Annotated in this window: 14 protein-coding genes; 1 reads left to right on the top strand and 13 read right to left on the bottom strand. The window is 35.9% G+C overall.

Going from position 1 to position 24,008, the window contains the following annotated elements; all coding sequences use genetic code 11:
- Positions 1–10 precede the first annotated feature (10 nt).
- A complete protein-coding gene (locus Q0972_RS14050) occupies positions 11–1,573 on the bottom strand; it encodes a YdiU family protein (RefSeq protein WP_299366630.1) in 1,563 nt (520 codons plus the stop codon).
- A gap of 172 nt (positions 1,574–1,745) precedes the next feature.
- On the opposite strand from Q0972_RS14050, the gene Q0972_RS14055 reads away from it, so the two are divergent.
- The gene (locus Q0972_RS14055; protein WP_299366632.1) at positions 1,746–2,978 is read left to right on the top strand and encodes a Pycsar system effector family protein; all 1,233 of its coding nucleotides are present in this window, start codon (positions 1,746–1,748) and stop codon (positions 2,976–2,978) included.
- On the opposite strand, the gene Q0972_RS14060 is transcribed toward Q0972_RS14055, so the two are convergent.
- The 12 genes from Q0972_RS14060 to Q0972_RS14115 form a co-directional block, all read right to left on the bottom strand.
- Positions 2,975–5,347 (bottom strand): GAF domain-containing protein, encoded by a 2,373-nt coding sequence (locus tag Q0972_RS14060; protein WP_299366634.1) that lies wholly within the window; start codon positions 5,345–5,347, stop codon positions 2,975–2,977. The genes Q0972_RS14055 and Q0972_RS14060 overlap by 4 nt on opposite strands.
- 99 nt (positions 5,348–5,446) lie before the next feature.
- Positions 5,447–7,564 carry a glycoside hydrolase family 97 protein gene (locus Q0972_RS14065; RefSeq protein ID WP_299366635.1) on the bottom strand — a complete coding sequence of 706 codons (2,118 nt, stop codon included), beginning with the start codon at positions 7,562–7,564 and terminating at the stop codon, positions 5,447–5,449.
- Between the two features lie 71 nt (positions 7,565–7,635).
- Positions 7,636–8,598 carry a Na/Pi symporter gene (locus tag Q0972_RS14070; RefSeq protein ID WP_299366637.1) on the bottom strand — a complete coding sequence of 321 codons (963 nt, stop codon included), beginning with the start codon at positions 8,596–8,598 and terminating at the stop codon, positions 7,636–7,638.
- A gap of 129 nt (positions 8,599–8,727) precedes the next feature.
- A complete protein-coding gene (locus Q0972_RS14075) occupies positions 8,728–10,413 on the bottom strand; it encodes an alpha-amylase family glycosyl hydrolase (protein WP_299366639.1) in 1,686 nt (561 codons plus the stop codon).
- 83 nt (positions 10,414–10,496) lie between these two features.
- Complete coding sequence (locus Q0972_RS14080) at positions 10,497–12,395, bottom strand: alpha-amylase family glycosyl hydrolase (RefSeq protein ID WP_299366641.1); 1,899 nt, start codon at positions 12,393–12,395, stop codon at positions 10,497–10,499.
- A gap of 264 nt (positions 12,396–12,659) precedes the next feature.
- Positions 12,660–15,116 (bottom strand): TIM-barrel domain-containing protein, encoded by a 2,457-nt coding sequence (locus Q0972_RS14085; protein ID WP_299366643.1) that lies wholly within the window; start codon positions 15,114–15,116, stop codon positions 12,660–12,662.
- Between the two features lie 44 nt (positions 15,117–15,160).
- Entirely contained in the window at positions 15,161–16,144 is a 984-nt protein-coding gene (locus Q0972_RS14090) for an alpha/beta hydrolase-fold protein (protein ID WP_299366645.1), read from the bottom strand.
- Positions 16,145–16,146: 2 nt separating this feature from the next.
- A complete protein-coding gene (locus Q0972_RS14095) occupies positions 16,147–18,084 on the bottom strand; it encodes a glycoside hydrolase family 13 protein (RefSeq protein WP_299366646.1) in 1,938 nt (645 codons plus the stop codon).
- Between the two features lie 64 nt (positions 18,085–18,148).
- Positions 18,149–20,455 carry a glycoside hydrolase family 65 protein gene (locus Q0972_RS14100; protein ID WP_299366648.1) on the bottom strand — a complete coding sequence of 769 codons (2,307 nt, stop codon included), beginning with the start codon at positions 20,453–20,455 and terminating at the stop codon, positions 18,149–18,151.
- A gap of 40 nt (positions 20,456–20,495) precedes the next feature.
- Positions 20,496–21,152 (bottom strand): beta-phosphoglucomutase, encoded by a 657-nt coding sequence (gene pgmB, locus Q0972_RS14105; RefSeq protein ID WP_299366650.1) that lies wholly within the window; start codon positions 21,150–21,152, stop codon positions 20,496–20,498.
- A gap of 8 nt (positions 21,153–21,160) precedes the next feature.
- Complete coding sequence (locus Q0972_RS14110) at positions 21,161–22,651, bottom strand: MFS transporter (RefSeq protein ID WP_299366652.1); 1,491 nt, start codon at positions 22,649–22,651, stop codon at positions 21,161–21,163.
- Between the two features lie 132 nt (positions 22,652–22,783).
- Positions 22,784–23,830: a LacI family DNA-binding transcriptional regulator gene (locus Q0972_RS14115; protein WP_299366653.1), complete on the bottom strand. Its 1,047-nt coding sequence runs from the start codon at positions 23,828–23,830 to the stop codon at positions 22,784–22,786.
- Positions 23,831–24,008: the final 178 nt, after the last annotated feature.

The following is a 24,008-nucleotide window of genomic DNA, read 5'->3' on the forward strand; positions in this document are numbered from 1 at the left end:
ATTTTTATTCTTAAGAACTACAAGATAACATAGAACAACCCACTTTGTGCCGAGCCCATTCTGGTCGTTTTGCAAACCACTTCTGGTATTCTGGTTGCTCATCGTATGGCTTTTTGAGCAGATTGAACAGTTCGTCAATTAAATCATAATTGCCTTTATCAGCTTCATCAATAGCCAATTGTGCCATATAATTTCTGAGCACATACTTTGGGTTGACCGAATTCATATGAGCTTGACGCTCTTGGTCTGTTAGTGTCTCTCGTCGTAGTCTTTGGTCGTAAGACCTAAACCAAACTTTCCATTGTTCTGCTACAGCATCCGAAATCTCGGTTGGGTTATAAAACGCTTTTTCAACCTTTTTCAATCCTGTTTCCGCATCACCTTTCTTATAACCTGACAATAGCCTAAAAAATATGGTCATGTCCGTCTCTGAAAGTAGGAGACAATCCTCCAAATCAGTCATTAGATGAACATCTTTTTTATCTTCAATTATAAGTCCTAACTTAGAACGCATCATCTTTAATGACTTTGATTCAAAATCAGTTTGATATTGCTTCAAGATAGTTTCAAAGGGATCGGACTCCTCTACCAACGGATAAAGCGCATTGGCGAGCTGCAATAAATTCCAAAGCCCAATATTGGGTTGATTGCCATAACGATAGCGTTTATTTTGTCGATCAGTTGTATTTGGTGTCCAGCCAAAATCAAAACCTTCAAGCCAACCGTATGGTCCGTAATCTATGGTTAACCCAAGTATAGACATATTGTCGGTATTCATAACACCATGTACAAAACCTATGCGTTGCCAATGGATAATCATCTCTAGCGTTCTATGGGCAACTTCTTGAAAAAGTTTTATATAAGAGTCTTTCGATGGCTTACCCAATTCTGGATAAAAATATTTCAAGGTATAATCTGTAAGCTCCTTAAGGTTTTTGTAATCTTGTCTAGCTGCAAACAATTCGAAGTTCCCAAAACGAATAAATGTTGGTGCAACACGACAAACTATTGCACCCGTCTCGTAAGCTGCATTTCCATCATAGAGCATATCTCTTAAAACCTCATCGCCAGAGATCACTAAACTTAAAGCTCTTGTTGTTGGCACCCCTAAGTGAAACATAGCTTCGCTACATAAGTACTCACGAATAGACGATCTTAAAACTGCCAAACCGTCTCCTTGCCTAGAATATGGTGTTTCGCCTGCGCCTTTTAGCTGTAGTGCCCATCGTTTTTGGTTATGCTCAACTTCAAATAAGTTTATAGCCCTACCATCACCTAATTGCCCGGCCCAACTACCAAACTGATGGCCAGCATAAGCCATGGCATAAGGTTTAGTTTCAGGACACACATTAGAACCTGAAAAAACCTTTAAAAAATCTTGGGAATCGGTATCATTACCATCTAAACCAATGGCCTTAACCATCTCTAAAGAGTAATGAATTAGTTGTGGATTTGAAGGAACTTTAGGCTTTACATAGGAATACATGGCCTCAAAAACTTTTCGTCTTGTATTCTCAGTATTTGGGTCTGAAGGTAATTGGCTATTAAATGTATCGCTAATATTTAGTTTCATGTAAGTATCCTCTAAACTTTAAAAAAGGTAATTAAACGATGTTTATTACGTCTAAGCACTAGGTCGAAAAAGAGTATCTAAACTTGCTAACTCTTGTTATTGGCTAAGTTACCAATTTAGGAATTGAAAAAGGTTATAAATTATTCTTAAATTACGCTCACATTATTAGTATATGGAAAACGTCATCCTAGAAGCAGAGAAATACATAACATCTCATTTAAATGAAAATTTAGACTCGTCCTTTGTTTACCATAATCTGGCTCATACCCAACGGGTTGTAAACAAGATAAAAGAGCTTACCGAAGACAGTGAATTAAGTGAAACTGAAAAACAGCAGCTAATTCTTGCGGCCTGGTTTCATGACTCTGGATTTACCAAAACTATTGAAGGTCACGAAAAAGAGGGTGCTAAAATGGCTTCGGATTTTTTAAAATCCCATAACGTTTCGGATGAAAATATAGAAGCCGTAACCCATCTGGTTTTAGCTACTGAGATGTACTATGAGCCCAAGAATGACCTTGAAGGTTATATTAGAGATGCAGATTGTGCCCACTTGTCTAGTAAGAATTATAGTGATTATGCAGCTCTTTTAAGAAAAGAATGGGAGTTAACACTAGGTAAAAAAGTTTCTAAGGCAGATTGGTTACAAGAAAACATTAAATTCTTAACAAGCCACCGTTTCCATACAAGTTTAGCCACCAGTAAATGGCAGGGTCGGAAAAGTAAAAATTTGGCCAACTTGCTTCAAAGCCAGCACAAAACAAAAACAGACAACGAAAAGTTGAAACAAAAAAAAGCAGAGCTCAACTTTAAAAAGGGGAAATTAGATTTGCCAGATCGTGGTATTGAAACCATGTTTAGAGTTGCGCTTAGAAATCATATTACACTGAGTGATATAGCAGATACCAAGGCAAATATATTATTATCTGTAAATGCGATCATTATTTCTCTAGTGCTTTCGAATTTGGTTTCTAAATTAGACAACCCGTCTAACACCTATCTAATATGGCCTACAGCTATTTTTGCTGTTTCTACTGTGATTTCTATCATATTATCCGTATTAGCTACAAGACCAAATGTTACCAGTGGAAAATTCACCAAAGAGGATGTTGCCAATAAAAAGGTGAATCTCTTATTCTTTGGAAATTTCCATAAAATGAGCCTTTCGGAGTTTGAATGGGCTATGCAAGAAATGATGAAAGACAAAGAATATTTATATGGATCTTTGACCAAGGACTTATACTTCTTAGGATTAGTGCTTAATAGAAAATATAGCTTACTACGCCTCACCTATACCGTGTTTGCTATAGGAATAATAATCAGTGTCATAGCGTTTGGTATTGCCTTTCAGTTTTCTGGAGTTGAGACAAGTGTAAATGACATTGTCGAAACTGCAGGACTTTAAGATTTAATTTCTTTCATTAAATCGTTGTAGGTGTAAAACGCTTTATCATCTTTATCCTTATGATATAGTACACTTACCCTAATAGCTTTTAGACCTGTTACAGCCTGCAAATCTTCTAGTTCTACAATCTCTACATCGTCATCAAGATACTTTTTTGACTGTAAAAATTTAATATATCTAAGATATTCTCTTTCATCTTCTTTCTGGGAATATACAATGCTAATTTTACCTTTTTGGGTCACGCGTTCTGTTGTTCCCTTAATTGCCGCCTTATCAACACGTTTCTTTACAATTTCATATCTGGCATTATAAGTTCCATCTACATCGAAGTGTTTTTCATCCATTCTAAAGCTTATAGATAGTGGCTGATTGAAAACCAATATCATCGAAGCAACATCTAGGGCAACTGGGAATTTTGATTGCATTTGATAGTATGCATTTTCCATTTCTACCATGACTTGTAATTGCCATAACCTTAGGTTATACAAATAAATAGGATTAAAGCTATCTTCTTTGGTAATAGACTCTCCTATATACATGTTGTGCTCTACACCATCTGTTTTAAAACGTTCAAAATAGTGTGGATACATTTGCTGAGCTTCAACTTGCTTTTGGTCTAAAAGCATAGCCATTTCTCGATTAATTAAAGCGATGGTATCATCATACTTCTTTCTGTGATGATATAAAACATTCAACTCATCGTTAATGGTATCGAAATATTCATCAACTAAAGGTTTTAACGCATTGTTTTTTGATAAATGGTCTAATACCGACTGAATATCGTCCTTAAGAAAGGCTGATATTTGATGCTCGCTATCTACTTTAAAATCGTTGGTAAGTCTGGTTAAATATTCATCAATTTGATACACATATTGATTATAAATAGGTAGATCTTCAAGTTTTGAAGCACTTTCCAGAATATCTTTAACCGTCGTTAATTGCATAGTAAGGTCTTGCTTGGTAGCCCAGTTTCTGGCCTTTGAAGATCCTTTTATGTCTATTTGCCCATAGAGTGGATATATATTTTCAAAAGCAATTTTATTGAACGCAGGTTCTTTACCATTTAATTGATCTTTGATAAAATTTCTTGCTTCTTTTTCAAACCTCCAGTGCACGCTTGGGTGAATTGATGTGCATTCCTTTTGAATTATTGCATCAACAAGGTTTTCTTCATCATTTTTTGAACGTTCAACGGCAGAGACAATATATGGTAGTACATCGACCAACTTATTCGCATTAATACTATTTAAAACTTTTGGTTCTTTTGACACAATTTCAAGAATGCCCATAAGTTCATTATCGTTGGCGATTGGTGCAAAAATGGCACTTTTATATCCTTGTTCGTGTAAGACCTTAACATGAGGCGACTTTCCTTTAGAGAGTTTGTACATTCTATCGACGTCAGATACCGAAAAATAAGCCTTTTCACTGATTAGTCTGTTGTAAGACCACTCACAAAGTGCGTTGTCACAAGATAAAGTTTCCTCATTATTGAGAAGAAAACTATTCATTCCCACACCATAAACACGTTCAAACGTGCTATCTTCTTCATTATAAATCGAAAAACCAACTTCTAAATTCTTAAACCCGAATAAGGATCGGAAAATCTCATAAAAACCCTCCATAAACCCTTCATCTTGTCTCTTATCTTCTCCGATTAAAGTCGATTTTATATTTGAAATAGATTGATCGTCAGTGACATCAAAGATATTAGATATGATAATCCCTTTAAATTCATAAGAATCTGGCGGAAATTTTTCTTTCCAAAGCTCAATGTTTTCAAAATTATCCAATAGCTCATCAAAATCATCTTGTGTTATTGGTTTAGCATCTTTTCTCGCATTAATTTCCATAAAATCTGCATTGTACAGAATTTTATAATAACGCATTATACCGTTAGCATCTGGTATTTCGTAAAAAAATGGACGTTTAAAGTTAAGATCATACCCATAACAGGCCTTGAGTATAATGGCACAGGCGATGATATAAGATTGGTCGTAAGGCATGTTCTTTACCTTGAGTTCAAAATCTGGACCTACATTTTTTAAAATGGAGTCGAACCGCTCTGAGGTTTTAAATATATGGTTTTGAAAAGGTACTGTTGCTACTTTAATCTCGTTATGTGTCAGAAGCGGATTGAAGGCATCGTGTAATATATTATTGATTTCGGTCTTATGAGTTTCTAATAACGTTAAATCACTAAAACCTTCTCTCAATACAGGAAAATCTTCAGCAATCTTTAATACTCTATTGGCATTAGAAGCCACATGATCGCTATCCGATGACTTAAGCTTTTCGTATTCATTAAAGAGTTTATTAAAACTTACCTTAATGATAAAAGGAGATTCTATTTGGTCGTTAATATCCATAATATAAAGCGCTTACTTATGTAAAGTTACGAATATTTAGTATAGTCGCTAAATACTAGACTAACTTACAACCTTTTTGTTACGTCAAATATGTTAAAATTATAGCTTTTTTAAACTTATCGCAAAGCCTCCGCCCTCAGCTAAGTTTATACTGATTTTTGATGTACTGTTTAGTTCTATTTTCTCAATATCAATGGCCAAAGGATTATCATCCCAATGGGCATTTTTACCATCTTTGTATATCTTGGCTTCATACATTCCATCAGCATCTAGAAAGCTAAAATCTAACGCTATGGTTCTCGAATTTTCGTCCGTGATGCCACCAACAAACCAATGTCCTGTTCCACGCTCTTTGCGCGCTATGGTTACATAATCTCCAACCGCTCCATTTAATACTTTTGATTCTTCCCAATCTACTCCTACATCTTTTATAAATTGAAGAGGTTCGGGATTAGCTTCGTAATGCTCTACCAAATCTGCCGCCATTTGTACTGGACTGTAAATCACAACATATAATGCTAATTGTTGTGCAAGTGTAGTATTGACTTGATTATCTGCCTTATATTCATCAAATTTAATGTTGAAAATTCCAGGAGTAAAATCAATTGGCCCTGCCAACATTCTAGTAAACGCTACAATTGGCAAGTGCTCTGGTGGATTGCCGCCATCAGTAGACCAAGCATTAAATTCTTGTCCTCTAAGACCTTCGCGCGAAATTATATTTGGATACGTGCGTCTTAACCCAGTTGCCTTAATAGGTTCGTGTGCGTTTACGGCTACTTCATATTTTGCCGCTTTAATAGCTGCATTATTATACTGGTTTACCATGTATTGCCCATGGTGATATTCCCCTTTAGGAATAATCTTACCTACGTAACCCGATTTAACTGCATGCATCCCGTAGTGTTGCATTAAAGCATAAGCAGTATCTTGTTGTTTTTCATATGTTTGGGTAGCTGCAGAGGTTTCATGATGCATAATAATTTCAACCCCTTTTTCTTTGGCATAACTTGTTACTGCGTCTAGATCATAATCAGGGTAGGGTGTTACAAAATCAAAAACACCTTCCCTGTCTTCAAAACCTATCCAACGCTCCCAGCCTGTATTCCAGCCTTCTACCAAAACACCTTTAATGTTATTTTTAGCTGAAAAATCAATAAAACGTTTTACATTTTCTGTCGTTGCGCCATGTTTTCCATGAGCTTTCCCTATATCTGTCCATTGACCATCGATCATTTCCATACCATAATCCCATGTGGATTTGCCTAAGTGCATTTCCCACCAAACACCAGTATATTTCATAGGGGTGAACCATGATACATCACCTAGCTTATTGGATTCATTGAGGTTTACAATCAGGTTGGATTCTATAAGTTCTGGAGCACTATTGGTAATTTGAATCGTACGCCATGGTGTATTGAAAGGAAGACTTCGTTTTACTTTATAATCTGTGTTCTCCGAACCGACCAAGTGACTTTTTAAATTCAGATTTTCGGTATCTACCTTAAGTGTCATTCCAGAATAATCCAATAGCGCTGCTTCATGAAAGCTCAAATGCACACCATCTTCACCTACCATTGTTACTGGTGTATTAACTGCATTTTCAGGAATATATGTTTGAGCCAAGTTTGTTTTTTCTATGTAAGACTTTGCATCAATTTCCGATAACTTTGTTGTACTGTATAAATGCTCGTAAATATCCCAATCTCCAGGAATCCAAAAGGTTTTGTAATCTTGAGTTAAATTAAATTCAGTATGCTCTTCTTTAATACGTGCTTCTGCCCAACTTGGCTGTTGAGGAAATTCATACCGAAAACCAATCCCATCATTATAAACCCTAAAAACTATATTTAATTTTCGTTTTAGTTCGGTTATTTCTTCGAGTTCCACTTTTAGTTCGTTGTAATGATTAACAACATCTAATTGTTCTCCCCAAGGCATTTGCCAAGTTTCATTAAAATTAGTCACATTAGCACCTGTAATCTCTAGATTTTTTGAAAGTGCTTTAGCATCAGTAAATTCAAACCCTAAAAACGAGGTATCTGCAACAATCTTATTCTTAAAATGAACGAGATAATAAGGCCGTCCTTCCTTATTCAGTTGAAGTTTTACTTTTATGTTGCCATTTGGTGAAGTAGTGGATAAATTGACTTGGTTATTGTCAGCTTTTTTACAAGACACCATAAAGGCAATTGCTAGAATCACTAGGAGTTTCATAGAACTAAAAAATTACAGTTTAAGACATTAAAATAATGAATCTTGATTAACCTAAAAAATTAAACTAATAATTACGCTTCAATATTTTTTGGGGTACTCTTTTTATCTGGTAACAAGCTGTTCAAGAGCTTTTCTGAAAGCCTGACAAATGGAAGAAAAACTAATACACCCAATATATTAAACAACATATGGGCATTGGCAATAATACCCCCGATATCTGTTGTGCGCGAAACAGCATTAACCAAACTCACAAATGGTTGAAAAAGAAATAACCCCATAATAATTGTAGTTAAATTAAAACAAAGATGAAAGAGCCCAGCTTTTAGTGCCTCTCGCCTACCATTTATAGTTGCTAATAAGGTATCGGAACAGGTACCTAATTCAGCACCTAACATTATTGCAATGCCGCCAGCAATAGAGAGCACATTTTGTTTTCCCAATAAAATTGCCATCCCAACAGTTCCGCTTGAAGACTGAATAATTAAAGTAACCAAACCTCCAATTAGCGCTCCTTGAACAGGATGCCCTTCGACCTTTGCAATCCAATCTAAAAAGGTCTGGCTATTCTTCAGTGGTCCTAAGGCATTTTCCATAATATAAAGACCGAAAAATAACATCCCAAAGTATAAAATACCCTTACCATATAATCGCCTTTGTTTATTTTTAACAAAAACTTCAAAAATCAAGCCTACAAAAAGAGCAATGACAGCATACTTTCCAATATCAAGAGCGATAATCTGACTAGAAAAAGTCGTTCCAATATTTGCTCCCATAATCAATCCTATACTCTGTTTAAAATTAAGCGATTTGGCATTGATAAAGACAATAACGATAATAATCATTGCAGAAGATGAGCCCATCAAAATGGTTAGTAAGGTACCTATTGCAATTGCCGAAAAAATATTTGAAGTATAGGTCTTAACTATTTCTTTAGCTCTTTCAGTAAACAATTCCGTTAAGGTTTCCGAAAGTTGAGCTATAGCATAAAGAAATAAGGCAAGCCCACCTATTAGAAGCGGTAAAATTTCAGTCATAGATTTCTATAAAACTTTTAAATTACTGAACGTATGAAAAGAAATTGTTACCTAAATGTAAAATTTATTTGGTATTTCGTTGATTTAGGATTTTAAAAAGCTTTACTGCACTATTAAACGGAACTACAACTACTTTTTTTCCAACAGCACAATATCAAAATCGGAATCAATGGTTATTGTCCCATCTTTAACCTCAGCCGATGACATAGAATAAGCATCATTTATTACATCACCATTTTCAAAAACTTTAGACACATCCAAAGTTTTTTTCCCTTTTTTGAGCTCTAAACCAATGACCACAAAATCTTTATAATCCCCATTTTGAAGACTACGGTAAAATACATATGGCTTATTTGAAATCATTTGATGCACTCCTGCACCAATAGCAGGATGTTTGGCTCTAAATTGGCCTAGCTTCTGCCAGTGAGCTAAAACTTCTTTAATCTTCCTATCATTTTCGATCTCGTTCCAATTCATAAACGAACGCAATGTTGCATCGCCTTCTGCACCTTCAATGGCTAATGATCGTGCCGATTCATCACCATAATACACTTGTGAGGTTCCCGGAGACAATAACAACTTGTTGGCTGTTTCAAAGGGTTTTTCTCGTGAAGCATCAAAAGGACTTCCATCATCGTGTGAGCTTAAATAATTTAATGTCCCATAGTCTTTTAAATCCGTTGACAGATGCTTGTAGTATTTTTTAAACATATCTTCATAATCCATCTCCTTGGCGTTCCACTTAAACTCAAAATTGATTAAACTTTGAAAGCTCGGTGGGTCAAAATAGTTGACTTTCTTATCTCCAAAATCAAAAAATTGACCTCCACTTATACCATAGTTATACACCTCTCCCACTAAATAAAAGTTATTATCGTCCATAACCTTTTCTGGATTGTTTTTCTTGAATTCAGCAAATGCATAATCACATTCTTTTTTAAATTCTTGCCATACAAACTCTTCAGTATGCTTTACGGTATCCACACGATAGCCGTCAACGCCAAATTCGGTAATGTAGTCGGTTAACCACTTAATGATATAAAAGCGTGGTGCTCTTGGATGGCCTGTACGTTCAAAAAATTCGTCAAGTTCTTTTACTTCTTGTTCATAACGGCCCTCTGTTTTCCATTTTTCAACTAATTGAGGTGGCAATTCTACATTGTCATTGCTTTCGGTTCTTATATCCGGAAGATTTGCCACCAAAGTGCAGCTAATTGTATTTTCGTAATTATCGTAAGAACACTGCTTATCCGTACGCACCCATTCCTTTGGCCAAACAGGATCTTTTTCTGTCACAGGACCTGTATGATTGATAACAGCATCCAATACGATTCTAATGCCCTTAGCATGAGCTTCCTTTACCAACTCGTGTAAATCTTCTTCTGTTCCGTAATTAGGGTCTATATTTGTCCAATCTTTTGCCCAATAGCCATGGAATCCATAGGTGACTCCCGTGCCCTCATCTGTACCTCCATGAATCTGTTCCACGATTGGTGTCATCCAAATGGCATTGATGCCTAAATCCGTGAAATAACCCTCTTTAATTTTTTGGGTGATTCCCTTTAAATCACCACCCTCAAAACCTCTGAGTTTGGCAGTTTCTTTTGTTCTATCGAAATTGATATCATTGGATGTATCTCCATTATTGAAACGATCTGTCAACAAAAAATATAAATTGGCGCCTTCCCAAACAAATGGTGCCTCTATTGAACTTGTAGGCTCTACAACATTAGCCTTAATTTCTTCTTTTGTTGGATTATTTTTGCAATTGGCAAGCATAATGCAAAATGTGATTAGCGTAAGTGTTTTTTTCATGTTTTTATTAATTCTTCTCGATAGCTCTACTAAGCCTGCCGAAGCACATTTCGACGCACAAAGTCGGAATAATCGAAGTGACGTTAATTACTTTCTATTTTTAATATGAATGATTCCAAAGGCTTAATATCTATGCGTACTTGAGCCTTTCCAGTTTCTACGTTTAGGGTGGAGCTATAGACATTATACAACTGATCCTTAACTGTATATTCACCATCTTGGAGTTTTAGCTTGTTCACCAAATCTTCCGGTAATTGCAACTCAAAACCATAAGTGTTATCTGCATTAAAGTTTGAAACGATAATAAGCTGTTCATTATCGGACCAACGAACAAAACTTAAAACTTTATCATTATACCATTCAGTGTTTTGTTGATTATACAAATGAATGTCTTGATATGCTCCCATTAAGGCAGAACTGTTAATCGTGAAGTTAAGCAGGCGTTTATAAAAATCTCTAAGTTGTAATTCTTCTTTTGTAGATTGGCCGCCATCAAAGTTTTTGTTGTTGACCCATCTTACCATACTAGGCACCGATCCATAATCGAAAATTGATGTCCGAGTTGGATCACCAAAGCCTAAATCTTCGGCACCTGGCTCGCCAAATTCCTGACCAAAATACACCATAGTTGGTGATGTAGTAGATGTTGCCGAAACCACCATTGCAGGTTTACCCTTTAATGCATTTCCAGCAAAATCGGGACTTGCAATACGCTGTTCATCATGATTTTCTAAGAAATGGAGCATATGATGTTCTATATCTCTTAGCTCTTCTAGAATTGGTGGAATATGATCTGTTTTACCATGGCCTTGCATCACATGCTTTAAGGTATCATACAATTGTACCTTATCATACAGATAATCCATCTTCCCTTTTTTAATATAATCGCGATACAAATGTGGTTGATATACTTCTGCCAAAAGAAATGCATCTGGGTTTTTCATTTTTATATGAGAATTCATGTAGCTCCAGAATTCCACGGGCACCATTTCTGCCATATCAAATCGGAAACCATCAACACCTTTGGCTGTCCAATACAAGGCAATATCCCTAAACTTAACCCAAGAGCTAGGAACAGTTTTATCTTTCCAGAACTCGAAATGTTTTTTGTAATCTTCATTATCAAAACCGTCTGGTAATTCGTCAAAATCTTTTTGGCCTTCTGGATTAATGCCATAATTGACTTTTACCGTCTCATACCAATCGTACATATCTGGTTGGGATGCCCTAGATCCATTTCCCGTCCATTTTGCTGGAACTTCATCAAACTTACTATCGGCCATTGGATGATTATCTCCCCCTAAAGGTTGATAACCATTCTTCCATTCTGGTACTTTAAAGGCTTCTCCTGGGTTGTAGTAAAAATTATTGTTTACATCATAGGTAACGGTTGTATCATCTTCTGCGCCAAAATCTGTTGTTCCTTCAGGATTGGTTAAACTTTGATAATTTCGCGCAACATGATTTGGTACAATATCGATTAAAACTTTTAACCCTGCTTTGTGAGTACGTTTTATTAAAGCTTCAAATTCTTGAAGTCTATTTTCTACATTTTCTGCCAAGTCTGGATTAACGTTGTAATAATCCTTAACGGCATACGGTGACCCCGCTCTTCCTTTTACGATATCTGGGTCATCATTAGAAATACCATATTTAGTATAGTCGGTAATGACATCGTGATGAGGAACACCAGTATACCATATATGAGTTACACCTAAATCCTTAATTTCAGATAATGCTTTATCAGTAAAATCATTAAATTTTCCAACGCCATTTTCCTCAAGCGTTCCCCAAGGTTTATTAGTCGTATTTGTATTTCCAAATAATCTCGTAAAAACCTGATAAACAACTTCTTTTTTCTTCATTTCTGATTTTATTTCTCCAGTTTGACTACGGTCTGTGACCGTTTCTTTTGCATCATTTTTACAGGCTATTGATATCAATAGCACCAGTATGAGCATAAATAGATTTTGTTTTTTCATTATACTATATGTTGTGTAGTCAGTTCGAACATCACGCTAAAAGCGTGATATATTGAGAACCTTATATTTTTCACATCTCGATACATTTTTCTTCATACTTTAGAAAACAATCGATTTGATGCTTTGAGATTTAGCTTCGCTGAACCTGCGGTTTCTCGTCGTACTCCCGATAACTATCGGGACTGCTCTATCGAAATGACGAATCTTTTAGTTATTCATGTTTATTGTATATAATGAGGCTTCGACAATGCTCAGCCAGATATTCTACTTATCGAGTTTGACTCGTATTTCTTTTTCTTCTTCTTCTGATGTATCCCAAACAACATCAAGGGTTAAGGTCTTGTAATTTGAATTATAATTCCCATTCACTTTCTCCTTACCAATTTTAATTCGCTTAGGTGGCTTTGGAATATTATGAATGGTCAATTTAATGGTTTTGGTTTCTTCAGAATAATTCTTACCTGTCTCAGCTTCAAGATCTATTTCTAACCAACGACCTTCTATTTCTGCTTCGAATTCCAAAATTTGATAAAGCCCTTTGCCAATGGCGCTTACTGTCTTTCCATCGTCAAAATAAAATTCTCGTTCAGATTCTAGTACTGCCGAATCATGATAGTAATGTAATTGTATAAGCGAATCATCATAATCCTTTGTAGATTGCATAGGCTTTGCAAGCGGGATGAAAGCGCCCGCCCTAACATAAACTGGAATGTAAGCCTCATTAAGCTTTACAGTTTTTGTTTGTCCGCCTTCTATAATTTTATCAGATTCTATATCGAACCAACTACAACCTTTTGGAAAATAAACTTCTTGTTCTTTTTTGCCTGCTTCCAAAACAGGTGACACTAAAATATCTTGTCCCCATAAATAGGTTTTTGAATACTCGAATAAGTCTTTATTATTCGGCTCTTCAAAAAATAATGGTCGCATTAACGGCGTACCTTTTATATGGTTTTCTGCCATTAAATTATAGTTGTAAGGCAATAGTCTGTAGCGCATTTGTATGGCGTAGCTGGCTAATTGTTTTGCTTTTTCACTTCTAAAAACCGGTTCACTGGCTACATCTTCCTGGGCATGAGGTCTATAAATAGGCTGAAAAGCCCCATATTGTAACCACCTAACATAGAGTTCGTCATCTAAATTTGCACCGGCAAATCCTCCTAAGTCACTATGCATATAGGCAATACCTTGCATTCCCATTTGCAAGGAAATTTCAGGTTGTGGCTGTAACCCGCCCCAACCACGGCTTACATCTCCTGTCCAAGGAATCATGCCATAACGTTGTGAGCCTGAATAACCCGCTCTCATTAAAATAAAAGGTCTTTGGTTAGGTTTTGCTTCTAAACTTGCTTCTTGTACCAATCTTGCCCAATCATGACCATAAGTATTATGTACTTCACCTGCAGATCCCGTAGCATGCTGTACCCAATTTGGATGTACCTCAGGTTCGCCAAGATCTCCCCAAAACCCTGTGACACCTAAATTTGCAAGACCTTTATATATATCCTTGAACCAATTGTAACCCTTATCGTCATAGACATCTATGATTCCTGTATTTCCAAAATAAAAATCATATGTGGCGGGATTTCCTAAGCTATCCTTGGCAAGGATGTTCTTCTCTACAGCTTCGTTCCAACGATTGGACGTGGTTAAAATAAATGGCTCCGTAATGAGTATTGTTTCTACGTCTTTGGTTCTTAAATCTGATACCATTTGTTTTGGATCGGGAAAAGAGTCCCTTAAAAATTCGAGATTACCCATAGTTCCTTTTACATCTTTTCCAAACCAATATAAATCTAGAATAATGGCATCTACAGGAATATTCTCTTCCCTAAATTTTTTAATGGTATTTACGGTTTCTTCTTGCGAGTGATAGCCAAAACGACTCGAAAAATTGCCAAGAGCCCAACGTGGCAACATAGGTTGTTTGCCTGTTAAATCTGTATAACTTTCAATGAGATCGTACCATGTTTCCCCAACTATAACCTGATAGGTCTTACGACCGGAAATAGTTTCATAAGTTAGTGTGTTATCCTTTTTGCTGTCTAAGTCTAGATATCCAATGGGTGCGTTATCAAAATGAATCATGTATTTGTTAGATGATAACACTATTGGCATCGTATAATTCATTAACTCACTATGTGTTTCATAGCCATAGTGAGCTCTATTAAACAATGGTAAACGATAGCCTCGACGGTTCATCCCTAAGGCTCTGGCACCTCCGCCGTAAAGTACTTCGTCTTTAGTAAGGTTGAACTCTATTTTTTCGGTTTCGTCAGCGACGATATTATCCTTAACCAAATCCATGGATTGGTGCTTACTTTTATAGTAACCGCGCTTTTCTGATATTATGAGATCACCTTTATTATGATATAAAATCTGAAAAGGAGACTTTATAATTGTTACGGATATATTGTTTGTACTTAAGCGATATACGTCTTGACCACTAGCTATCTTACCCTCATAAGTTTCGGGTTCGTATAAAAGTGTTGGCTCAGTAATAACTGCATGCGAATCTTTATTTAACGCTTCACCATTTGGTACAAAAGTAGTCTCTACAATTTGAGATGTGAAAGGCTTAATTAAGTAATAACCATCATTAACATTAACCTTCAGTTGCTTTCCATTTAATTCAACACTTTTAAATATTCTCTCAGAATTTTGAGCAGTAATTGAAATTGCGAATAAGGGAGCTACAAGTATTAATAGTATTCGTTTCATATGTTTAAAGCAGGTTCCTGCTATTGCAGAAGTGACAAAATCAACTAATAATTATTTCCTAAAAAAAAGGTGATTGGTATATCTAAACGCTTATTCCATGAATTCTCGGAATGATCTGTGTCTTCAAAAAATATGTTTTTAGAGTTAATCTCAGTATATCCTTTTTCCTTTAAAATACTATCTACTTTTGGTGCATATTGCGGATAATGGGCATCGAGTGTTTTATTTCCATAATCAAAATAGACTTTATGCGCACCTGCCTGAGGGAAATTATCATTCATATATTTAAATATGGCTTCTGGATATGGATTATCTTCTACAGGCCTTGCACCGACCCAGTGTGTCGAAATACAACCTGCGCCACCAAAAACATCAGGATATTCTGAAATTGCATACATGGACATTAGACCTCCCATACTCGACCCCATGACATAGGTATTTGATTTGTCTGTATATACAGAATATTCCTTATCAATCAGAGGCTTTATTTCCTTAACCAGGCATTTTAGGTAATTATCGCCATTGAGCTTAAAATTCCCCTTGCCTGCGATATCTACTAGAGAGTCTTTAATTGACTCGTCTATATAATTAAAGGCCTTCTGTGGAAATAAATCTTGCCAGCGAATTTCTGAAATATTGTGAACAGCGACTACAATAAAATCCTTGGTTTTACCTTGGTTCATTAGCTTGCTTGCCCATTCATCAACTTTCCATTCTTGCTTGTTCCATGTTGATGTGCTATCGAATAACATCTGACCATCGTGCATATACAATACGGCATACTTTTCATCTTTTGAATAGTTTTCAGGCAGCCAAACATCAACAGGTCTTGGTGTAATGAATTTGGATGGAAAGCTATCAATTCTCACCAACTTTCCGCTAGATAATTGAGCGGAGTTTAATGGTGTAAAATTATATATCAACTCTGAAGATGAATCTTCAATGGGGTCATTTTTTGGTTGTGCTTTTTCATTTTTACAAGAACAAAGCATCAAAAGAAAACCGAAAACTAGTAATACGTTTTTCATCGTTAAAGTTTTGTTGTTAGGATGGTGACACCCTTAGATTTTAAATCCATTACATCGCCCCATTTTATGGTTTCATCAGTGATTACATTTTTGAGAGTTTTTCCTTTTAGGCCTATTTCCTCCTGATAGTTGAGATCAATGGAAATAACGTCTTCGTTTTTATTCAGAATTAAAACAACAGTCTCGTCACCAAGGGTTCTGTACATAAAATACGTTCCACTAAATGGGGCAAAATGAACGGTTTTACCATCGTGAATGGCTTTACTATCCTTTCTATAGTTGAATAGTTTTGTTATAAACGATTGCATATCTTTTTGAGCCTCAGTGAGGCCTTTACCTGTAAAGGCATTTACAGCATCACCTTGCCAACCACCAGGAAAATCGGTTCTTATAAGACCATGGTCGCCTGGTTTTTCGAAATCATTCATTAGTATTTCCGTTCCATAATACATCTGTACTATTCTTGGCATCATGGCATACGTTGCTAGAGCCATCTTTGTGTTTTCTATATCACCTTCCAATTGGGTGAAAATACGGCTCATATCATGGTTATCTGGAAACACTAATATGTCCTTTGGGCTTGGATAATGAAAATCATTGGCCAAGCCTTCATAAATTTTTACCAATCCTTTATCCCATGATTCTTTCTCATTAAGGGCTTCAACGACTTTTTGCTGCATTGCAAAATCCATAGTTGACCTTAGGTTAGAATCGTAGCCATCTTTGTTATTAGCTCCTTCTTGCCAATAGCCAATCAATAAAGGATTGTAGCTCCATTCTTCGCCTACAATACTAAAGTTTGGATACTCATTCATGATTGCACCCGCCCAATCACTCATAAACTCCTTATCAGGGTAAGGATAGGTGTCTTGACGAATACCGCCTAGCTGTGCCGTTTCAATCCACCATATACTATTTTGTATAATATATTTTGCCATGAAAGGATTGCGTTGATTTAAGTCTGGCATTGCGGCTACAAACCAACCTTCATTATTTCCTTTTCTGTCAGCTTCGGAGGCATAAATATCTTGATTGGTCGTACGTCTATGATTAGAGTTAATGGTATAGGCATTCCCCCAATTCTCTATGTTCTCTTCATAGTTCTTTTGAAGGTTTATCCAATCTTTGAACGGTAAATCTTTCATCCACCAATGGTATAGTCCACAATGATTTGCCACCTGATCCATGATAAGCTTCATCCCTTTTTCCTTCAATTTTGCTGATAAATCTTTGTACTCTTGGAGAGTACCAAATCGTGGATCAATCTCATATAAATCCGTCACTGCATAGCCATGGTAAGACCCTTGTTTCATATCATTCGTTAAAAGAGGTTGTGGCCAAATAGCCGTAAATCCTAAATCGTGGATGTAATCAATATGATTTGTAATACCAACGATGTCACCGCCATGCCTTGCATAATCATCGGTTCTGTCAATAGTGCGCTCTAGCATATTGGACTTTCCTTCAATACTTAATGGCGTATCATTAGCGGTAATTCCGTTTACAAAACGATCAGGTGTTATTAAATAAATTGCATCCGAACTATTAAAGCCAATATAATCTTCAGGTGAATTCTCACGCTCCTTTAATTCATAGGTTTGAGTTAGCTCACTACCATCTTCTTGCTTAAAAACAATGTTGAACTTACCCGGTTTTACATTTTCAGAAATTTCTAAATCCAAAAACAAATAATTGGGGCTATCTGCTTTATTGGCTTTAACTAAGGTTATCCCAGAATGAGAAATCTTAGGTGACGCTGCACCAATATTTGGGTGCTTTACCAAAAGCTGTAGATCATGGTTTTTAAATCCTGTCCACCAATGTGGAGGTTCTACTTTTTCTATATCATTAGCTTCTACTAGGGGTTCACTAGTAGACTTATCATTAGTATTTGATGGTTGCTCTTTACAAGACATCAAAACAACTAATAGAAATGCCATTAGAGTTCTAAATATTGTCATATTTCTAATCTTTTAATGTTCTTGATTTGGGTAACACATTGTTTTAAACTGTTACTAAATTATTGGGTGAGATCGATATTATTTTTCCGTTCACCATAATTTGCAAATCTTTATTGCCTTCTAATTCAAAATGTGTATGGCCTTGACATACGTTTACCTTAAGAATTTGATGTCTAAAATTCACCTTAAACGAGTATGCTTCCCATTGTTTTGGGATTTTTGGTTCAAAGCTCAGCATATTGTTTTTGATACGCATACCACCAAACCCTTCCACTATACTCATCCAAGTACCCGCCATAGATGTGATATGCAAACCTTCATGTACCTCATGGTTATAATCATCTAAATCTAATCGAGATGTTCTTAAATAAAAGGTATAGGCTTGTTCCATGCGATCTAACTTAGCTGCTTGAATGCTATGTACGCATGGTGACAATGAACTTTCATGAACTGTAAAAGGCTCATAAAAATCAAAATGGCGCTCTAATTCTTCCAGACTAAAATGATCTTCAAAGAAGTAAAACCCTTGAAGCGTATCTGCTTGTTTAATATATGGTGAGCGTAATATTCTATCCCAAGACCATTTCTGATTTATTGGTCTTTGGGTTTTGTCTAAATCCGAGACCGTAATTAATTCTTTATCTAAGAAACCATCTTGCTGCAGATAAACACTATGCTTTTCGGAATAAGGGAAAAACATATTATCAGCTACTTTTTGCCAATCCTTTACTTCTGCTTTCGATAATTTGGCCTTGTGCATTACCCGTGTGTAATCTGTAGCATACTCAGATTCTACACGTTCTATATTCTCAATGGCGCAATTTATGCACCATTGTGCAATATAGTTGGTATACCAATTATTATTAACGTTATTTTCATATTCATTAGGACCTGTTACACCTAATATAACATACTTATCCTTGTCTGTAGAGAATGTTGCCCTTTGATGCCAGAAACGCGCAATGGCAATAAGAACTTCAAGTCCCATCTCTGGGATATAACTATAGTCACCAGTATAGCGATAGTAGTTAAAAATAGCAAATGCGATTGCTCCATTTCTATGAATTTCTTCAAAGGTAATTTCCCACTCATTATGGCATTCTTCGCCATTCATAGTCACCATGGGGTATAATGCAGCCCCATTAGAAAAGCCTAGTTTTTCAGCATTTTCTATTGCTTTTTCTAAATGCTTATATCTATATGTCAATAAATTTCTGGCGACACTTTGGTCTTTAGTCGCCATATAGAATGGAATACAATAAGCCTCGGTATCCCAGTAAGTACTTCCTCCGTATTTTTCTCCAGTAAACCCTTTTGGGCCTATATTCAACCGTGCATCCGTTCCGAGATATGTTTGGTTTAAATGGAATATATTAAATCGAATACCTTGTTGTGCTTTAACATCGCCAGTAATGGTAATATCTGCCATATCCCAAATCTTTGCCCATGCTTTTTTCTGGTCTTCCAATAAAGTGGCAAAGCCAGACTTTATAGCTTTCCCCAAAACATGCTTAGCTGCAGTTACTAATTCATATTTATTATGATTTCTGTCTACAGTATATCCGCCAAACTTGTGTAATGTATAGGTTTCATTTTGCTTAACGTTATATTTATAGCTAAATGCAGCACTATTAGAATCGGCACTGATATTTGGTTCAATAATAACCGATTTCCCATCGATAAAAACCTGGGATTCCATGAATGTACAGGTATAAAAATCGGTTTTCATGGTCTTAGCCTGGATAAATGCCTGATTGTTTTCGTGACTTACATTTAAAGTATCCCAGAACTTATCGTCCCAGTTAGTATCTTCGTTGGTTATACCACTGTCTATATAGGGTCTATATGTTATAGATGCATCTGAATTTAAAGGCTTAACCGAATAATTGATCGCACCTAATTCGTCAATATCCAAACTGAGAAAACGTTTAGCAAATACCTCTACCTGTATATCATTTTGAAGTGTTGCTATAAAGCTTCTAGATAGCCAACCCTCTTTCATGTTGAGTTCTCTTTTAAAATTTTCAACATTTTTACAAGTATGTAGGTCTAGTGCTTGATCGTTTACAAACACATTGATTCCTATCCAATTTGGCGCATTGAGTACTTTGGCAAAATACTCTGGGTAACCATTTTTCCACCAACCTACTCTGGTCTTATCAGGATAGTAAACTCCTGCTATATAACTGCCTTGAAAAGTAGGTCCTGAATATTTTTCTTCGAAATTTGCACGTTGCCCCATAGCCCCGTTTCCAATACTGAATAAGCTTTCTGAAGCTTTTACATTATCTGGATCAAATCCTTCTTCTAAGATCGACCAATCATTGGGTATGATATAATCTAAATTCATGAATATTTTAATTTGAAGCCCTTATTAAGCCTCCTAAGTTTTAATTTTCGATTAATGATTTTATAAACTCATCTGAGATTTCTGTAAAATCCCTGAATACATATTTGGCATGTCCTAAAACATACTCACTACCAATGCCAATAGAAATCATACTAGCTACATTTGCGGCCTCAATACCAGCAACAGAATCTTCAAAAACAATACAATGTTCTGGTTTTATGCCTAGTTGTTTTGCAGCTATTAAAAAGACCTCTGGATCTGGTTTAGCTTTGCTTACATCATTACCATCCACTATGGCATCAAATGAAGCCTTTAGATCAACACGCTCTAATATTGTTCTAGCATTTTTACTTGCCGATCCCAATGAGATAGCTTGTTGTAGTTCTTTTAAAAGTTTAAGTATGCGCGGAACATCTGGTAAAATTTCGTCTTCATCCATTTTTGAAATATGGCTTAGATAATCTTCATTTTTCTCTGCCATCAATTCCATAAATTTTTCTTCTGAAATTGTTTTATTTCCCCAAGACAAAATCTTCTCTAGAGACTTTACACGACTAACGCCTTTAAGCTGTTCGTTCTCTTCTTCCGTAAAGTCTATACCCAAGCTATTCGCCAGTTTTTTCCACGCCAAAAAGTGGTATTTAGCAGTATCTACTATAACACCGTCTAAATCAAATATGAAACCTTTTTTAGTCATTTTTTAAACTATTGCGTGTCTTCAACTCTTAAGGTTAAAAAGCCGGCAACTATCATAGATATGCCTCCAACAACTAATGCATAAATTGGTTGCGTATCAAAAAAGGCTGTTAGCATAAATCCTAAAATAGATGCTGCAACAATTTGCGGTATTACAATAAAGAAATTGAATACACCCATATAATACCCCATCTTATTTGAAGGTAAAGATCCTGTTAACATAGCATATGGGATAGATAAAATACTGGCCCAAGCAATACCAACTCCAATCATAGAGACTAATAAATAATCAGGGTTTGACACAAAATAATAAGATATTAAGCCTATTCCCCCTAATATTAAACAAATAAGATGTGCAACTTTTCGGCTCGTTTTTCTAGCTAAAATTGGAATCAAAAAAGCCACCAATGCAGCTACAAGAAATTTAATCCCCATTAAAAAACCAACCCAATCTGCCCCTTCATTATAAAGTTTACTTGTCGTATCTGAAGTACCATATATATGACTCGTAACTCCAGACGTCGCATAAATCCACATGGAAAACATAGCAAACCATGAGAAAAACTGCACGTAGGCCAATTGTTTCATCGTCTTGGGCATACACAAAAGGTCTGTCATTATATGAATAAATCCATTCTCCTTTTTGGACTTTCTTAATTGAGCAGCAATAACAAATAGTAATCCAACCAAAGCTATCCCCACGGTAAGTATGTACAAATCCTTTCTCAAATCAAAATAAGCAAGTGCCATGGTTGAGATTAATCCAACTAACGCCATAATCATACCTGTAGAACTTTGCTTTTTTATTGAAACTGTGTTTGAGTCCGATGCCTCTGATTCTTCCTCATTTGCTTTCTCAAAAGCTTCAAATTCTTCAGGCGAGTATTCTTTACTTCTAATGACTGTCCACAAAACTGCGAGTAAAAAAGCTGCTGCTCCGAAATAAAAGGAATACTTAACCGTATCTGGAATTACACCTTCGGCCGCTTCACTAGATATATTCAACCAGTTTGAAAATACCCATGGCATAGCAGATCCTACAAACCCACCTAACCCAATAAAGAAACTTTGGGTGGCAAAGCCTAAGGTACGCTGTTCGTCTGGTAAATTATCACCTACAAATGCCCTGAAAGGCTCCATGGATATGTTTATTGAGGCATCCATAATCCATAATGTACCGATGGCCATCCATAACACGCCAGAATTTGGCATTATGCATAAAGCTATAGAGGCAAGAATTGCCCCAATTAAAAAATATGGCCTTCGTCGTCCTAATTTTGGATGCCATGTCCTGTCACTAAAATAGCCTATAATTGGTTGTACAATTAAACCTGTAACAGGTGCAGCAAGCCAATAGACAGCAAGATCATCTATCTCTGCGCCAAGTGTTTCAAATATGCGCGAAGTGTTAGCATTTTGAAGGGCAAAACCGAATTGGATTCCTAAGAAACCGAAACTCATGTTCCAGATTTCCCAAAAACCGAGCTTACGCTTTTTCATAAAATAGTATAGTTTAAATTAATACTATTCTGACAAGCTACGCTTATCAAAACTCATGTTAAGAAGTGAAAATATAAGTTTTGATTTCGGCATTAAAGATATAAAAGATTTTAAAACGGCAATGTTAAATTTCTATTTGGTGGATTCGCGTTCTATCAAATCCGTAGCAATTACAATGGTTTGAAACTCTTCTTCTTCGGTGTTGATTTCGTTTTCCAACTTATCTATTAAAAGATCTGCAGCTCGCTCTCCCATTTGCTGCGCATGCTGACTTACAGTAGTTAAACTTGGTGTAGCATGTTTCGATAAGACACCATCCGTGAAACCAATAACCTGTAGGTCATTAGGTATATTAAGGCCTAACTTTCTGGCCACTTTCATTGAAGATAGTGCATAAAGCTCATTTACAGCAAAAACACCATCAATATTGGTATTAGATTTAAAAAGCTGTTCTATCTCCTGTTCAAGCTTATCGATGCGTTCTTCAAAATCTAATGTATCGTCAATCTTTAATATGAGATTTGCTTTAGGTGTCATTTTATGATCTTGAAGTGCTTCAAGATAGCCTTGGGTTCTAAGCTTACCAACACTAACATAGTCCTTCGTTGTGATTAGCGCAATAGATTTACAGCCATTCAAAATTAATTTTTCGACAGCGTTTTTTGCACCGTTTAAATCATCAACAATAACCTTGTCGCATTTAATTTCTGAAACTACGCGGTCGAACATAACTATGGGCATACCCTGGCTCATGGTTTCATTAAAATGATGAAAGTCTTGTAACTGCTGCGTCTCTTTAGAAATCGACAAAATAAACCCGTCTATACTACCATTAGCTAGCATTTCCATGTTTATAACCTCTTTAGAAAAAGATTCATTAGATAAACCTATAATAACATTATATCCTCTTTTGTTTGCTACTAACTCTACACCGCGAATAACCTTTGAAAAGAAGTGGTGCACAATCTCTGGTATTATAATCCCAATAGTATTTGTTTTCCTATTCTTAAGGCTTAAGGCGATATTGTTAGGCCTGTAATTATATAATTTAGCAAATGCTTGTACTTTTTGCTTGGTGTCATCACTGATTTCTGGACTGTTTCTCAAGGCTTTAGATACTGTAGAGATAGAAACATCCAGTTCTTTAGCTATTTGTTTTAGGGTTATTTTTCGCTTCATACTCAGTTAACAATAAGGAGACATAATTTACGAATATAAGCCAAATTTGACTTTAGCGAAATTTTTTGACTTCTTAATTTTAACAGCCAAATATTGAAAATATATCATTTTTTTACTACATTTAGATTGGTATGAGTAAATTTTAAAAAGTTTTTAACACGAAAACGTTTTCGTGACT

This window comes from Winogradskyella sp., from assembly GCF_028282165.1.
GTDB lineage: Bacteria > Bacteroidota > Bacteroidia > Flavobacteriales > Flavobacteriaceae > Winogradskyella.

Excerpts from the sequence above, each read along its gene's own strand:
- Q0972_RS14050 (WP_299366630.1), bottom strand. The coding sequence starts at position 1,573 with ATGAAACTAAATATTAGCGATACATTTAATAGCCAATTACCTTCAGAC.
- Q0972_RS14055 (WP_299366632.1), top strand. The coding sequence starts at position 1,746 with ATGGAAAACGTCATCCTAGAAGCAGAGAAATACATAACATCTCATTTA.
- Q0972_RS14060 (WP_299366634.1), bottom strand. The coding sequence starts at position 5,347 with ATGGATATTAACGACCAAATAGAATCTCCTTTTATCATTAAGGTAAGT.
- Q0972_RS14065 (WP_299366635.1), bottom strand. The coding sequence starts at position 7,564 with ATGAAACTCCTAGTGATTCTAGCAATTGCCTTTATGGTGTCTTGTAAA.
- Q0972_RS14070 (WP_299366637.1), bottom strand. The coding sequence starts at position 8,598 with ATGACTGAAATTTTACCGCTTCTAATAGGTGGGCTTGCCTTATTTCTT.
- Q0972_RS14075 (WP_299366639.1), bottom strand. The coding sequence starts at position 10,413 with ATGAAAAAAACACTTACGCTAATCACATTTTGCATTATGCTTGCCAAT.
- Q0972_RS14080 (WP_299366641.1), bottom strand. The coding sequence starts at position 12,395 with ATGAAAAAACAAAATCTATTTATGCTCATACTGGTGCTATTGATATCA.
- Q0972_RS14085 (WP_299366643.1), bottom strand. The coding sequence starts at position 15,116 with ATGAAACGAATACTATTAATACTTGTAGCTCCCTTATTCGCAATTTCA.
- Q0972_RS14090 (WP_299366645.1), bottom strand. The coding sequence starts at position 16,144 with ATGAAAAACGTATTACTAGTTTTCGGTTTTCTTTTGATGCTTTGTTCT.
- Q0972_RS14095 (WP_299366646.1), bottom strand. The coding sequence starts at position 18,084 with ATGGCATTTCTATTAGTTGTTTTGATGTCTTGTAAAGAGCAACCATCA.
- Q0972_RS14100 (WP_299366648.1), bottom strand. The coding sequence starts at position 20,455 with ATGAATTTAGATTATATCATACCCAATGATTGGTCGATCTTAGAAGAA.
- pgmB (WP_299366650.1), bottom strand. The coding sequence starts at position 21,152 with ATGACTAAAAAAGGTTTCATATTTGATTTAGACGGTGTTATAGTAGAT.
- Q0972_RS14110 (WP_299366652.1), bottom strand. The coding sequence starts at position 22,651 with ATGAAAAAGCGTAAGCTCGGTTTTTGGGAAATCTGGAACATGAGTTTC.
- Q0972_RS14115 (WP_299366653.1), bottom strand. The coding sequence starts at position 23,830 with ATGAAGCGAAAAATAACCCTAAAACAAATAGCTAAAGAACTGGATGTT.